Genomic DNA, 14,204 nt, shown 5'->3' with positions numbered 1-14,204 from the left:
GAACCGAACCCTCGACCGGCCTGCCGACCGGCCCGCCCCGGGGCTCACCCGGGGCTCACCCGGACAGCCTGGCCGGAATGCCCGCCGTGACGGAAGTGCGCAGGCTGCTGACACGGACCGGGCTACGCGAAGAAGCCCGGGACACGGCTCAGGGAGGACGACATCGACGGGACACGGCAGGTGGGCTCCGACGGGGGCGGGACCGCGCGGGTGCTCGCGCGGTGCGCGCTGCTGGCCGCGGTCGGTGCCGTGGTCGTGCTGCTGCTCGCCCTGTGGGACGGCGGCCTGGAGGTGGTGGTGGCCGGGTTCGTGGAGCTGGTGGTCTGGGCGGCCGGCGTCTGGTGGTTCCTGGCGTACCGGGGCGCGGTGCGGGTGGTGGGCGCGCTGCTCGCGATCTCGGCGCCGATCGCCGTCGTGGTGCTGTTCGTCTACCACGACCTGTGGCCGACAGCGCTGCTGCTGATCTTCTGCTGGGGCACGGCGCTGGTCCTCGGCCGGGTGGCGCTGCGCCGCGCGCGCCCGACCGAGACGGCGCGGGCGGCCGCCGCGCCCCGGCCCCAGCGGCCGGTGCTCATCATGAACCCGAAGTCCGGGGGCGGGAAGGTCGGCCGTTTCGGGCTGGCCGAACGGGCGGAGCAACTCGGCGCCCGGGTGGTCCTGCTCGACCCCGACGCCCACGCCGACGTCGCCGCGCTCGCCCGCGAGGCGGTGGCCGGCGGTGCCGACCTGCTCGGCGTCGCGGGCGGCGACGGCACCCAGGCCCTGGTCGCGGCGGTCGCCGCCGAGCACGGACTGCCGTTCCTGGTGATCTCCGCCGGCACCCGCAACCACTTCGCCATGGACCTCGGCCTCGACCGGTCCGACCCGGCGCGCTGCCTCGACGCGCTGACCGACGGCGAGGAGCTGCGGATCGACCTCGGCGAGGTCGCGGGCCGGCCCTTCGTCAACACCGTCTCCTTCGGGGTGTACGCGGACGTCGTGCAGCACCCCGAGTACCGCGACGCCAAGGCGGGCACGGCGCTGAACCTCCTGCCGGACCTGCTGGTCGGCGAGGGCGTGCGGCGGGTCGACGCCCGGGCGGACGGCCCGGCGGACAGCCCGGCGGACGCCCCGGTGGACGGCACCGCGCCCACGGCGCTCTCGGACCAGCAGGCGCTGCTGGTCAGCAACAACCCGTACGGCTCCCCCGACGACCTGGACAGCGGCGGCCGCCGGCCCCGCCTCGACACCGGCGAGCTGGGCGTGGTGGGCCTGCGGGTGGAGGGCGCGGCGCAGGCCGCCGACCTGGCCGTACGGGGCTCGCAGTCCACCGGCCTGACCGTGCTGACCGCGCGTCGGGTCGAGGTGACCTCCGACGAGAAGGAGATCCCGGTGGCCGTCGACGGTGAGGCACTGCGGTTGCCCACGCCGGTGGTGTGCACGACGCGTCCCGGGGCGCTGCGGGTCCTGGTACCGCGCAACCGCCCCGGCGTCGTCCCCGTCACGCCTCGGGTGGACTGGCGGCAGCTGGCCACGCTCGCTTTCGGCCACGGCGAGCCGGACTCCGTGGGACGGGACGCCGAAGAACGGGACACGGCGGCACGGGACACGGTGGGACGGGGCGCCGAGGAGCGCGACGGCGAGGCGAGGTCCCGTGCCTGACCGGAACGCCTCTGCGGCGGGGGTGCTCACCGACCTCCGCGCGATCGACGGGGCCCTGTACGCGGCGGTGGCCGCCACCCCCACCCCGGCCCTGGACTCCGCGCTGCGGCGGCTGTCCCGCGCGGCCGACCACTCGAAGATCTCGCTGACCGTCGCCGCCGGCCTTGCCCTCCTGCCCGGCAGGCCCCGGCAGGCGGCCGTGGTCGGGGTCACCGCCGTCGCGCTGGCCTCCGTGGCGGCGAACCTGCTCGGCAAGCAGGTGGTCCACCGGCGCCGGCCCGACCGGGAGCGGGCCCAGGTGATCGTGGCACGGCAGGTGAGGATGCCGAAGTCGGCCTCCTTCCCGTCCGGGCACACGGCGTCGGCGACGGCCTTCGCCACCGCCGTCGGCGTGGTGCTGCCTCCGGCGGCGGTCCCGCTCGGGGCGCTGGCGGTCGCCGTCGGCTACTCCCGCGTGCACACGGGCGTGCACTACCCCGGCGATGTCGCGGCCGGCGCGGTCCTCGGCTTCGCGGCCGCGGCGGCGGCCCTGGCCGTCGTGCACGTGCCGCTGCGGCTCGCCGGCCAGTGAGCGACCCGCGCCCGGAGCCGTCCGACCGGGACGAACCGCCGTCCTGGCTCTCCGAGCGCCGCAGGTCCTCGGTGAGTGCGGCCGTCGCGGCGGGCGCGGCAGCGCTGCTCCTCGGCGTCGACAGCAGCTGGGACCTGCTGTCGGGAGCGGACACGGGCGTCCTGGTGCTGTTCGCCTACCTCCTGCCGTACCTCGTGCTCACGTCCACCGCCTTCTCGACCGCGTCGCCCGAGCGGGTGCGCGGCTGGGCCGGGGAGGAGCGGGGCACCGTACTGCAGCGCTACCTTCTGGGGACGGCGCCCGGGCCGGGCGTCTCGCTCTTCATCGCCACCGCCGCGCTGCTGGTCGCGGTGGCGTGGCTCCCCGGGCACCTCGGGTCCGGGCTCGGCCCGGTCCCCCGCGCCCTGGTGGCGCTCGCCCTGGTCGCCCTCGCCTGGGTCTGCGTGGCGGTGTCCTTCGCGGTCGCCTTCCAGGCCGACAACCTGGTGGAGGACGAGCGCGCCCTGGAGTTCCCGGACAGCTGGGAGGCCCAAGTCTGGAGCGACTACATCTACTTCGCGCTGGCGATCATGACGACCTTCGGCACGACCGACGTCACGGTGGCCTCCCGGGAGATGCGCCGCACCGTGGCCGCCAACTCGGTCATCGCCTTCGTCTTCAACACCGTCACGGTGGCCAGCCTGGTCTCCGCCCTGAACGGCCTCTGAGGCCGTCGCCCGGCGCCCCGTTCGCCCCGTTCGCCCCGTTCGCCCCATCGTCCTGTCGCCCTGTCGTCGTGTCGCCCCGACGCCGCAGCTGTCGGGCCGAAAGCCCGGTCACCCGCCCAGCGGCGCGGGCAGCGGCCGGGAGTGCAGGATGTCCAGCCGCGAGACCGCCCGGGTCACCACGACGTAGAGCCGGTGCAGGCCGCGCGGTTCGGCCTCGACGATCGCGGCCGGCTCCAGGACCACCACGTGGTCGTACTCGAGTCCCTTGACCAGCGAGGCGGGCAGCACCGTCACCCGGGCGGTGGTGCCGACCTGCTCGGCCGAGGCCGTCGGGATCCCGGCCGCCCGGAGTGCCTCAGCGGCCTGCGCCACCGCAGCGTCCGCCGCGATCACCGCGATCGAGCCCTCGCGCTCCGACGCGGCCCGCACCGCCTCCACCACCGCGCCGCCCAAGTCGGCGGCACCCCGCGGGCTCGCCGCACCGCCCGAGCCGGCCTCGCCGTCCTGGCTCACCCCGTCGACCCTGCGCACCGTCAACTCGCCGTCCCGCCGCAGCGAGACCGCCTGCGGCACGTCCACGTCCAGCGCGCCCAGCACCCGGTTGGCAAGCGCCATCACGGCGGCCGGCACCCGGAAGCCGGTGGTCAGCGCCACCACTGCGGCCTCCGGCTTGCCGAGGTGGGCGAGCTGCTCGGACCAGCTGCGCGCGGCCCAGGGAGCGGTCGCCTGGGCGAGGTCGCCGAGGACGGTGAGGGAGCCGAAGGCGCTGCGGCGGGCGATCGCCCGGCACTGCATCGGGGAGAGGTCCTGGGCCTCGTCCAGGACGACGTGGCCGAAGCCGGCCGGGCGCTCGATCAGGCCGGCCACCTCGTCCAGGAGCATCAGGTCGTGCTCGGACCACTTCGCGCTCTTCTCCGAACGCGGCGGCCGGCGCCACAGGATCGCCGCCTGCTCCTCGGGGCTGAGCACCCCGTCGGCGGCCTCGGCCAACACGGCGGGGTCGCCGAGCAGCCCGGCGACCACGGCCTCCGGGCGCAGGTTGGGCCAGGCCGCCTCCACGAAGGCCGCGACCGGCCTGCAGCGGCCGACCTTCCGCTGCCACACGCCGGACATCACGCCGGCCCGCCGTTCCGCCTGGTCCTGCAGCATCGCCACCACGCGGGTGCGGACGCTCTCCCGGCCGATCGCGTACGGCGGCGCCTGCTCGCGCAGCTCGGCGACCATCCGGTCGAGCCGCTCCGGCGACACCCGCCACCGGTAGGAGCCGTCCGGGACGACGAGCGGCTGCGCGCCCACCGTCCGGATCCGCCCGTACAGCGCCCGGCGCAGCACCGTCGCCATCCGCGCGTCCTGCTTGACCGCGGCGGCCCGCTCGTCGTCCACGGCGGTGACCGGCCGGGTGGCGACCAGGTCCTCGACCGTGCACTGGCCGACGTCGATCTCGCCGAGCGCGGGCAGGACCTCGGCGATGTAGCGCAGGAAGGTCCGGTTGGGGCCGATCACCAGCAGGCCGCCGCGCCGGATCCGCTGCGGGAAGCTGTAGAGCAGGTACGCGGCGCGGTGCAGGCCGACGGCGGTCTTGCCGCTGCCGGGCGCGCCCTGCACGCAGACGGACTCGCTCAGCCCGCCCCGCACCAGCTCGTCCTGCTCGGGCTGGATGGTGGCGACGATGTCCCGCATCGGGCCGGTGCGGGGCCGCTCGATCTCGGCGGCGAGGATGCCGGCCGGACCGCCCCCGGCCGCGCTCGCACCGCTCTCCGCCGTGCCCGTACCGCTGCCCTCCCCGCGCGGCCCGGCCCCGTCGAGGGGTTCGTCCTCCAGCCCGGTGAGCTCCTCCGGCCGGCCGACGCTCCACGGCGCCCAGCCGAACCGGCGGCGCCGCGCGAGCCCGAGCGGATCGTGCGCGCCGGCCTGGTAGAACGCCCGGGAGACCGGGGCCCGCCAGTCGACCACCAGGGGCGGCACCGTCGGGTCCTCGGAGATCCGCTGACGGCCCACGTAGTAGCGCTGCCGCCGGTGGTCCCCGGCCTCCGGGGTGTCCGCGAAGTCGAGGCGGCCGAAGAACGACGGGCTCTGCGGCAGCTCCTTCATCCGCTTGGCGCGCGTCCGCAGGTACCGGCCGAGCGCTTCCGCGCTGGCGCCGTCGCCGGAGACGTCCTCTCCGGCGACGACCTGGTGGCTCGCGTCCTCGACCTGCCGGGCCATCGCCGCCCGGCAGTCCTCGACGTAGGCCCGTTCCCGCCGCAGCTCGCCGTCGAGGCCCTGGGCTTCCGGCGCCGCCTGCTGGACTTCCGAGGTCATCGTTCGCGTCCCTTCCCTCGCCACGGGCGCACCCGCTCGTTCGGAATCCAGCATAACTGAACTCAGTAAAGATACTGACTCAGTTATGGATTCGGCGGCGTTCGGGTGTCCGGCGTCCGGCCGTCCGGGTGTCCGGCGTCCGGATTCCGGGACGAGGGGCGGCGAGGCCGGTTCAGGACACCAGGGGCGCCTCCGCCAGCTCGGTCAGCGTCACGGTGCACAGGCCGCCGCGCTCGGCCCGGACGTCCGTGACCTCCAGCTGCGTGCCCGGCAGCAGAATGAACTCCTCCTCGCCGGTGAACGCCGAGAACCTCTGGATGCCCGCGGCCCGGGCGGGGCGCACCTCGAAGAGCGTCCGCTTGCCGCGGCTGCCGAGGAAGGCCTGCGCCACCCCGAGCTTGGACGTGCAGGAGGAGACGCCCCACCACGTCACCGTCTTGCCGAGCGGGTACTGCCGGCGCAGGTCCAGCGAGACGCCGCGCCAGAGCGGCTCGGTGCGGACGGGCAGCCGCGACACCGCCGCGAACAGCAGCCGCAGGTACGGGAGGTAGGGCACCAGCCGGCCGCGGTCCGGCGAGCGCAGGACGGCGTTGATCTCCCGGTAGAACGCGGACTCGCAGGTGTACAGGTACAGCGCGGCGATCTCGTCGGCGGACAGACCGGCGGCCGCCTCGTCCGCCCGCCGCTTGCCGAAGTCGTGCGACAGCGCCACATGCCGGTCCAGGCCGCGCAGCACCTCGGCGACCGGGGCCGCCGCCTCCCGGAAGCCCATCAGCGGGGTGTCGAACACACCGGTGATGGCGGGCAGGACGAGGCCTTCGTCCTTCACGCTCGCGAGGCGGTCCAGGTAGAGCTGGTGCAGCTCCATGGTGGAGGCGATGAAGGCGCCCATCCGCTCGGCGACCGCGCCGTCCGCCCCGCCACCGCCGTCGGCCGAGTGCGCGTTCCACCCGGTGCTGGGCAGCCAGTCCACCTCCTCGGCGCCGAGCGCGGCGAGGGCCGCGTTGACCGTCGCGAAGTGCTCGCCGTCGCAGAAGATGTCGCCCTGGGCGGCGGGGTTGGCGTGGTCGATGTGCCGGACCTCGACCTCGGGGTACTTCTTCTGCAGCCGCAGCACGACGTTCTTCAGGTTGCGCGCGTGGGCGCCCCACCACGCGAAGACCACGTAGCGGTCCTCCTCAGCGGCCTGCTGCTTGGCCCGGAGGATCTCCTCGACGATCCGCTCGGCGACCGGCCGCCAGAACGCGGTGTGCTGGTCCGGCCCCATCGCGCCGTCGCTGCTGGCGGTCAGCGCGGCGTTCAGCAGCAGCACGCCCTGGGTGAGCATCGCCTGGAACCACTCCGGCGGCTGGACGGTCTCCTGCTCCTTCAGCAGCGCCCGTATGTCGGCGATCGGCGTCTTCTTGGGGATGCCGTACTTCCACATCGCCGCGGCCTTGATGATGCAGCGGATGCTGACCACCCGGCCGAACTTGCTGTCCTTCCAGTCGTGGAAGGTGTTGTCGAACATCGCGATGCCGGTGGCGCTCTCCGGCCGCGGGTACGGGTTCTGACCGAAGACCACCACCTTCCACTTGTGGGGCGCGTGCGGCTTCAGCGCCTGGAAGGTCAGCTCGCGGACGGGGACGACGTCCGGACCGCGGCCCGGGCCGATGAACGAGGCCGCGCCGGACTGTGCCTCGATGACCGGCTTCAGCAACGGGAGCCACGGCTCGCCGCCGCCCGTGAACAGCTCCGCGAGGGCGAGCGGGTCGTTCGGGTCGGGCTGGGTGGCGGGGGTGTCGACAGCGCTCATGGTGGTGCCCTAAGGGTGTGAGGCGGCCCGGCTGGTCGGGGCCGTACGAATGACAGACGGGTGGCAGGCGAACGACAGATGACGATCCGTCAGGCTCCTGGCGGACACCACAGTCCTACCAGCCGGGAGTGACAATCCGGGCCGCCCGGGGCGGCGGCCGGGCGGGCGCCGACGGGCGCCGACGGATTGTCAGTGGCGCGCGCTAGCTTCGTCGACGTCAGCAGGAACCACCCCCGAACGACAGGAGCTTCAGCATGACCACGGACCGTGCGCAGTCGCCGCTCAAGGTGGTGTTGACCGACCTCAACGCGACGGTGGTCGAGTCCTGGCGGGCGGCCTTCGCCGACACCCCCGGGATAGAGATCCGGCACGCCTCGATCCTCGCCACCAAGGCCGACGCCTGGGTCAGCCCCACCAACTCCCGCGGCCGGATGGACGGCGGGACGGACGCGGCGATCAAGCGCCACCTGGGCGCGGGCATCCAGCTGCGGGTGCAGAAGGCGATCCGCGACGGGCACGCCGGCTCGCTGCCGGTCGGCAGCGCGGTGTGCGTCCCGTCCGGAGCCGTCAACCCGCGGTTCCTGATCTCGGCCCCGACGATGCAGACCTCCTCGCAGAACGTGAGCGAGACCTTGAACGTGGCGCTGGCCTGCGCCGCCGCCTTCCAGGCGGTCCACCGGCAGAACCGGCTGGAGCCGAGCTCCATCCGGTCGGTCGCGCTGGTCGGCCTGGGCGCCCAGACCGGCCGGGTGCCGGCCCGGATCTGCGCCAACCTGATGTGGACGGGCTACACCCTCTTCAACGACCACCACTTCGAGGACGACGACGACCTGCGCGCCACCATCCTCGCCCAGTTGGACGACATCGAGCGGGCCCCCGCCACCGAGCGGGTCCGCATCGCCCCGCCCGCACGCCGGAGTGCCTCGACCCGGACCTCCTAGACTCCGGGTTCGTCGACCCCGGTTCCTCGACTCCGGTTCCTCGACTCCGGGTTCCTCGACGCGAGTTCCGCTACCTGGGGGTGTCACGACCGGTCGGCCGGCGTCGATCCGGCGATTCCCGATCCGTCACGTGCCGAAGCCCAGACAAACCTCCCCAAGCCCACCCGGGCGGGTGTTGAATGGCCCTTTCTGAAAATTGCAGCCATCCGCTGGCAGACCGGAAGGAAGGCCTCCCATGCACCCGCCCCGCGACATCGCCTGGCACGAGGGCAGCTGGCTCAACCAGCCCGAGCAGGCGCGGACCGACGGGACCGACCTCCTGGTCACCGCCCGTGGCCGCAGCGACTTCTGGCGCACCACCAGCTACGGCTTCGTCCGCGACGACGGGCACGCGCTGCTCACCGGCTTCCCGCCGGGCAGCGCGACCGAGGTCACCTTCGTCGCCGACTTCGGCGCCCTCTACGACCAGGCCGGCCTGCTGGTCCGGGTCGACCCGCAGACCTGGATCAAGGCCGGGGTCGAGATGAGCGACGGCCTCCCGCACCTGGGCGCGGTCGTCACCCGCGGCGTCTCCGACTGGTCGCTCGCCCCCGTACCCGAGTGGCACGGCAGACGGGTCACCGTCAGAGCCAGCCGCAGCGGGGACGCCGTGACGGTCCGCGCCCGCTGCGAAGACGGCCCCTGGCGCCTGGTCCGGCTGGCGCCGCTGCCCCCGGGAGCAGCCGCGGCGGCCGGACCGTTCTGCGCCTCGCCCGAGCGGGACGGGCTGCAGGTCCGCTTCACCCGCTTCGCCCAGGGACCGGCGGACACGGCACTGCACCTGGCAGACTGACCGCCGATCAGCCAGCCCCAGCGCGGCCGGCCCCCTCCGCCCACCGGAGCCGCCCCCGTGACCACCCTCCAGCTCGGCGTCGACGCGGGCGGCAGCCGCACCCGCGCCGTCCTCCTCGACACCGTCGGCACGCCGCTCGGCCGGGGCGAGAGCGGCGGCGCCAACCCCGCCGGGCAGGACCCGGCCCGCACCGTCGAACACCTGGCCGCCGCCGTGTCGGCCGCACTCGGGCGCCGCGATCCGGCCCGGGTCGCGGCCTGCCTGGTCGGCCTGGCCGGGTACGGGGCGCTGGCCGACCAGGACGGTTTCGCCCGGCGGACCCGCGCCGCCCTCGGCCTCCACTGCCCGGTCCGGCTCGTCCCGGACACCGTCCCCGCCCTGGCCTCCGGCGGCGTCACCGACGGCCGGGGCGCCGTGCTGATCGCCGGGACGGGCACGATCTGCGTCCGCTTGGACGGCACCCGCACGCTCGCCCGCCACGGCGGGCTCGGCTGGCTGCTCGGCGACGAAGGCGGCGGCTTCTGGCTCGGCCGGGAGGCCCTTCGGCACGCGCACGCCGACCCGGACGGCCCGCTCGGCACCGCCGTCCGCGCCCACTGCGCCGCCGACTCCCCCGACGGGCTGCTGCGGTGGGCCTACGACGGCCCGCCGCGCCGGCTCGCCGACCTCGCCCCGCTGGTCTCCCGGCTGGCCGCCACCGGCGACGCCACCGCCCTCGCGATCGCCCGCACCTGCGCCGGCCACCTGGCCGCGCTGGTCCGCGCCACCGCCGTGCCCGCCGAACCGCTCGTCCTCACCGGCTCGGTGGCCACCTCACCCGGCCCGATCCGGCAGCACCTCCTCCACCACCTCGCCGACCTCGCCCCGCGCCTGCCGAGCACCGACGCGGCCACCGCCGCCGCCCGCCTCGCCGGCCGCCTGGCCCGCCGAACCCCCTGATTGCCCGCCCGCCGCTACTCCAGCAGGCTCCCCATGTGGCCGTCGTCGATCCGGATCGGCCAGAAGTGCGTCTCGGACGCGAACGCCTCCGGGTCCAGCGCGCGCAGGGCTTCCTCGGCCGCACAGTCCAGCAGTTCCCGCGGGTGGAAGGCCTCCCAGGGCACCGGTGCGTGCCCGCCGTCCCAGTGGCGCCGGTCGGCGCGCAGGCGCTCGTACGTCCAGACCACGTAGAGCATGGCCGAGACGTCGCGGTGCAGGTACGCGGCGGGCTCGCCGTCGTCGAACCAGGCCGGGAGTTCGAGGCGGCCGGTGGCGCCGTCGAGCGCGATGGTGAAGTCGTACGGCCAGTCGCCGAAGGCCAGGAACTCGCCCTGGTAGTCGCGGCGGTACTCCTCGCCGTACTCGGGGTCATCGGGTTCGAAGGAGTCCGGGAAGGTTTCCGCCATCGTGAACAGCGGCCCCACCGGGTCGATCCGGAAGATCCCCCGGGTGGAGACCGGCAGGCCGAGCCCGGTGAGCAGCCGCCGGGTCGGGGCGTGGCTGAGCACCGCCGGCAGGTCGTCCTCGTGGAAGCGCCGGACGGTGCCGTCGGTGAGCACCGCGAGGTCCTCGACCAGGGCCGCGTCGATGGCGTACCGCAGGCCGTCCGGCTCGCCCGGCAGCGCTCCCCAGGCGAGGGCCCGGACCCGCGTCGCCGTCTCCCAGTGCGCCGGCCGGTCGTCCGTCCGCCGGAACAGCTCCGGATCGGCCTGGCGCATCCGCTCCAGGGAGATCCGGACGGCCTCGGCGACCGTCTCCGGGCCGCGCGGCTCGAACTCCTCGCCGTCCTCGGGCTCGTACGGTTCGTCGGCGCCGGCCGTGACGGCCTCGACCTCGATCATCAGGGCGACCAGCGACTCCAGACCGCTGGCGAGCAGGTCTCGCCGCAGGGCACCGGAATGGTCCTGGCAGGCCAGGTACACCTCGCCGGTGGCCCCGTCGAGCAGCACATCCGCGAGGTTGCCCCCGTACCGGTCCTCGTACCGCGCCTCCCCCAGCACGATCAGGGTCTCGGCGCCTTCCTCCCGGAACTCGTCGTACCAGGTCGCGGCCGTCCGCAAGGGCTCGTACCAGGACGCCGCCAGGTCCAGGTACGCGAAGGAGCGGGGCAGGCCCCCGGCCGCCAGCCGCTCGCGGCTCGGCCCGTGGGTGAGCCCGGCGGGCAGCTCCCGAAGGCCCACCACGTCCGCACTCGCCTCCGCACTCCCCGCCGCGTTTGTCTCCACCACGGCACACCCCCTCCTCAACCGCGCTCCGACGGACGATCTTGCCTCCGACGCGCCCGACCATAGCCGACAGCACCGACAACCGGCCCGGCCGTCCTCGCCGCCCCCACCTGTGGCCCTGCGCAGCGGACCTCGAGGCAACGGTGAAGGGCAGCCCCACCTGTACGCCGTCACCAACGACCGGCACCTGCTGACCTTCAGCGGCGTCACCGCACGCGCGAGCGACGGTGCACCGCCACACCGCCCACGGCCCGTCAACTTCACGCCGCTCCAACGGAAATGGCATGCACGCCACTAGCCAACCGGTCAGTAGCACCCCTACCGTCGACTCCCCGTGGCTTCGACGGAGGAGTCCGCCTTGCGCCTACGCCCCCACCCCCTCCGATTCCCGGCCGCCGCCCTCGCGTCGGCCCTGCTCGTCACCGCTGCCCTGACCACCGCCCCCACCGCGGCGGCCGCCCCCACCACCCCCACGACAACGAGCGCCGCCGCCGGCGACTACTGCGGCGGCCACTGCGCCGACATCCTGCCGCCCGGTGAGAACGGCAACGCCACCCTCGCCGACATCCTGCTCAACCGGATGTTCGGCACCCGCCCCGCCCACACCGACGACCAGCTCGGCCCGTACGCTTCGCTCGCCTCCGGCTACCCCGGCCTCACCGACGCCAAGCTGCGCGACTTCTTCAACGACGCCTCCTTCGGCGTCCCCGCCGACCAGGTCGCGAGCAGCACCAGCCCCCGGTCGGACGTCACGATCGTGCGCGACAAGGCCACCGGCGTCCCGCACATCACCGGCACCACCCGCTACGGCACCGAGTTCGGCGCGGGCTACGCCGCCGCCCAGGACCGGCTCTGGGTGATGGACCTCTTCCGGCACGTCGGGCGCGGCCAGCTGTCCGGCTTCGCGGGCGGGGCAGCCGCCAACCGCCAGCTGGAGCAGAGTTTCTGGCAGGCCGCGCCGTACACCGAGGCGGAGCTGCAGCAGCAGATCGACGCGATCGCCGCCCGCGGCGGCCGGGCCACCCGGGCCCTCACCGATGCCAACGCCTACCTCGACGGCATCAACCAGTACGCCGAGGAGTCCTACAACTCCCGGACCTTCCCCGGCGAGTACGACCTGACCGGGCACATCGACCCGATCACCAACGCCGGGTCGATCGAGCCCTTCAAGCTGACCGACCTGGTCGCCCTCGCCTCCGTGGTCGGCGCCCTGTTCGGCTCCGGAGGCGGCAACGAACTCGCCTCCGCCCAGGTCAAGTCGGCCGCCGAGGCCCGCTACGGCACGGACGCCGGGGATGCGGTCTGGAAGTCGCTGCGCGAGGCCGACGACCCCGAGGCCGTCCAGACCCTGCACGACGGGCAGAGCTTCCCGTACGCGACCGTGCCCGACCAGCCGCAGGGCGAGGCGCTGCCCGACCCCGGCTCGGTGGTGCCCGAGCGGATGATCTACGACGCCGGCGGCTCGGCGAACACCGCCGCGACGAAGGCGGACGGGGTGCTCCCCGGCAATCTGCTCACCGCCAAGCACGGCATGTCCAACGCCCTGCTGGTCTCCGGCGCGCACACCGACGACGGCCACCCGGTCGCCGTGTTCGGCCCGCAGACCGGCTACTTCGCCCCGCAGCTGCTGATGCTCGAGGAGATCCAGGGCCCCGGGATCAGCGCGCGCGGCGCCGCCTTCGCCGGTCTGAGCTTCTACGTGCAGCTCGGCCGCGGCCAGGACTACGCCTGGAGCGCCACCTCCGCCGGCCAGGACATCACCGACAGCTACGCCGTCCCGCTCTGCACCACGGACGGCTCACCGGTCACCACGGCCGCCGGCTCCTACCTCTGGCACGGCCAGTGCCTGCCCTTCGACCGGCTGGAACGCAAGAACGCCTGGAGTCCGACCACCGCCGACTCCACCGCGGCCGGCTCCTACACCCTGGTGATGTACCGCTCGAAGTACGGCCTGGTCACGGCCCGCGGCACGGTCGGCGGCGCACCCGTCGCCTTCACCGCGCTGCGCTCCACCTACCGCCACGAGGCCGACTCCATCATCGGCTTCCAGGAGCTCAACGACCCCGGCGCGGTGCACGACGCGGCGAGCTTCCAGCAGGCCGCGCAGGACATCAACTACACCTTCAACTGGTTCTACGCCGACTCCCGCGACATCGCGTACTACAACTCCGGCAGCAATCCGGTGCGCGCGCCGGGGGTCGACGCCGGACTGCCGGTCCGCGCCGAACCCGGCTACGAGTGGGCGGACTTCGACCCCGCCACCAACACCGCCCGGTACACCCCGGCGGCCGAGCACCCGCAGTCCGTCGACCAGGACTACTACGTCTCCTGGAACAACAAGCAGGCGAACGGCTACACCTCGGCCGGTTTCGGCAACGGCTCGGTGCACCGCGGCAACCTGCTCGACGACCGGGTGAAAACACTGCTGCGGAGCGGCGGCAAGGTCAGCCGGGTCTCGCTCACCCAGGCCATGGAGGGCGCCGCGCTCGCCGACCTGCGGGCCGAGGACGTGCTGCCCGACCTGGTCCGGGTGCTGCGCAGCGCGCCGGTCACCGACCCGGCCACCCTCACCGCCCTGCAGCAGCTGGAGACCTGGCTCGCCGACGGCGCGCAGCGGAAGGAGACCTCACCCGGCAGCCACGCCTACGCGGACGCGGCCGCGATCCGGGTGCTGGACGCCTGGTGGCCGCTGGTGTCCGAAGGCGTCATGCGGCCCGGCCTCGGCGACCAGCTGTTCGCCGCGCTGACCGGCGCCCTGCAGATCAACGAGTCGCCCTCGGGCGGGCAGACCGGTCCCGGCGGCGGCCCGGTGAGCGCCAACGAGGGCATCCCCCACAAGGGTTCGGCCTTCCAGTACGGCTGGTGGAGCTACCTGGACAAGGACCTGCGCGCCGTCCTCGGCGACCAGGTGAAGGGCCCGCTGGCCCGCCCCTTCTGCGGCGGGGGCGACCTGACCGCCTGCCGGGGCGTCCTGCTGGACACCCTCAAGCGCGCGGCCGCCCAGACCCCGGCCCAGGTCTACCCGGGCGACGCGGACTGCTCGGCCGGCGACCAGTGGTGCGCCGACACCATCATCCAGCGCCCGCTGGGCGGCGTGACGGACACCAAGACCACCTGGCAGAACCGCCCCACCTACCAGCAGGTGGTGCAGTTCCCCAGCCACCGCTGAGCCACTGCTGGACCTGAACCAGCCCCGCATCACCCGACGGCCG

Annotated in this window: 10 protein-coding genes; 7 read left to right on the top strand and 3 right to left on the bottom strand. The window is 74.3% G+C overall.

All coding sequences use genetic code 11. The annotated features are described in order from the left end of the window. Positions 1-180: 180 nt before the first annotated feature. The 3 genes from ACZ52J_RS23270 to ACZ52J_RS23260 are packed head-to-tail and all read left to right on the top strand — an operon-like array spanning position 181 to position 2,919. A complete protein-coding gene (locus tag ACZ52J_RS23270) occupies positions 181-1,641 on the top strand; it encodes a diacylglycerol/lipid kinase family protein (RefSeq protein WP_465621346.1) in 1,461 nt (486 codons plus the stop codon). Beyond that, entirely contained in the window at positions 1,634-2,212 is a 579-nt protein-coding gene (locus ACZ52J_RS23265; RefSeq protein WP_465621344.1) for a phosphatase PAP2 family protein, read from the top strand. Before ACZ52J_RS23270 ends, ACZ52J_RS23265 begins: the two co-directional genes overlap by 8 nt. Beyond that, the gene (locus ACZ52J_RS23260) at positions 2,209-2,919 is read left to right on the top strand and encodes a DUF1345 domain-containing protein (RefSeq protein WP_465621342.1); all 711 of its coding nucleotides are present in this window, start codon (positions 2,209-2,211) and stop codon (positions 2,917-2,919) included. Before ACZ52J_RS23265 ends, ACZ52J_RS23260 begins: the two co-directional genes overlap by 4 nt. A gap of 108 nt (positions 2,920-3,027) precedes the next feature. Here the strand turns inward: ACZ52J_RS23260 and ACZ52J_RS23255 are convergent, their stop codons facing one another. Together ACZ52J_RS23255 and ACZ52J_RS23250 are read right to left on the bottom strand one after the other, a co-directional pair. Then, positions 3,028-5,220: a HelD family protein gene (locus tag ACZ52J_RS23255; protein ID WP_465621340.1), complete on the bottom strand. Its 2,193-nt coding sequence runs from the start codon at positions 5,218-5,220 to the stop codon at positions 3,028-3,030. A 172-nt stretch (positions 5,221-5,392) separates the two neighbouring features. Beyond that, positions 5,393-7,015, bottom strand: coding sequence for an ADP-ribosyltransferase domain-containing protein (locus ACZ52J_RS23250; RefSeq protein ID WP_465621339.1), 1,623 nt, complete (start codon positions 7,013-7,015; stop codon positions 5,393-5,395). Positions 7,016-7,269: 254 nt separating this feature from the next. Between ACZ52J_RS23250 and ACZ52J_RS23245 the strand changes: the two genes are divergently transcribed. From ACZ52J_RS23245 to ACZ52J_RS23235, 3 genes are all read left to right on the top strand, one after another. After that, complete coding sequence (locus ACZ52J_RS23245) at positions 7,270-7,956, top strand: macro domain-containing protein (protein ID WP_465621337.1); 687 nt, start codon at positions 7,270-7,272, stop codon at positions 7,954-7,956. Positions 7,957-8,191: 235 nt separating this feature from the next. Continuing rightward, entirely contained in the window at positions 8,192-8,788 is a 597-nt protein-coding gene (locus tag ACZ52J_RS23240; protein ID WP_360498944.1) for a DUF1349 domain-containing protein, read from the top strand. Positions 8,789-8,845: 57 nt separating this feature from the next. Beyond that, entirely contained in the window at positions 8,846-9,727 is an 882-nt protein-coding gene (locus tag ACZ52J_RS23235) for an N-acetylglucosamine kinase (RefSeq protein WP_465621335.1), read from the top strand. 14 nt (positions 9,728-9,741) lie between these two features. On the opposite strand, the gene ACZ52J_RS23230 is transcribed toward ACZ52J_RS23235, so the two are convergent. Beyond that, a complete protein-coding gene (locus tag ACZ52J_RS23230) occupies positions 9,742-10,995 on the bottom strand; it encodes an SUKH-4 family immunity protein (RefSeq protein WP_465621333.1) in 1,254 nt (417 codons plus the stop codon). Positions 10,996-11,350: 355 nt separating this feature from the next. On the opposite strand from ACZ52J_RS23230, the gene ACZ52J_RS23225 reads away from it, so the two are divergent. Further along, positions 11,351-14,161: a penicillin acylase family protein gene (locus ACZ52J_RS23225; RefSeq protein ID WP_465621331.1), complete on the top strand. Its 2,811-nt coding sequence runs from the start codon at positions 11,351-11,353 to the stop codon at positions 14,159-14,161. Positions 14,162-14,204: the final 43 nt, after the last annotated feature.

The sequence above is a fragment of the Kitasatospora sp. NPDC034035 genome, from assembly GCF_055575755.1.
This window is presented reverse-complemented; position numbering and strand designations above follow the sequence as displayed.

What these genes read in the sequence shown, in the direction of transcription:
- ACZ52J_RS23250 (WP_465621339.1), bottom strand. Translation starts at nt 7,015, where the DNA reads ATGAGCGCTGTCGACACCCCCGCCACCCAGCCCGACCCGAACGACCCG.
- ACZ52J_RS23245 (WP_465621337.1), top strand. Translation starts at nt 7,270, where the DNA reads ATGACCACGGACCGTGCGCAGTCGCCGCTCAAGGTGGTGTTGACCGAC.
- ACZ52J_RS23240 (WP_360498944.1), top strand. Translation starts at nt 8,192, where the DNA reads ATGCACCCGCCCCGCGACATCGCCTGGCACGAGGGCAGCTGGCTCAAC.
- ACZ52J_RS23255 (WP_465621340.1), bottom strand. Translation starts at nt 5,220, where the DNA reads ATGACCTCGGAAGTCCAGCAGGCGGCGCCGGAAGCCCAGGGCCTCGAC.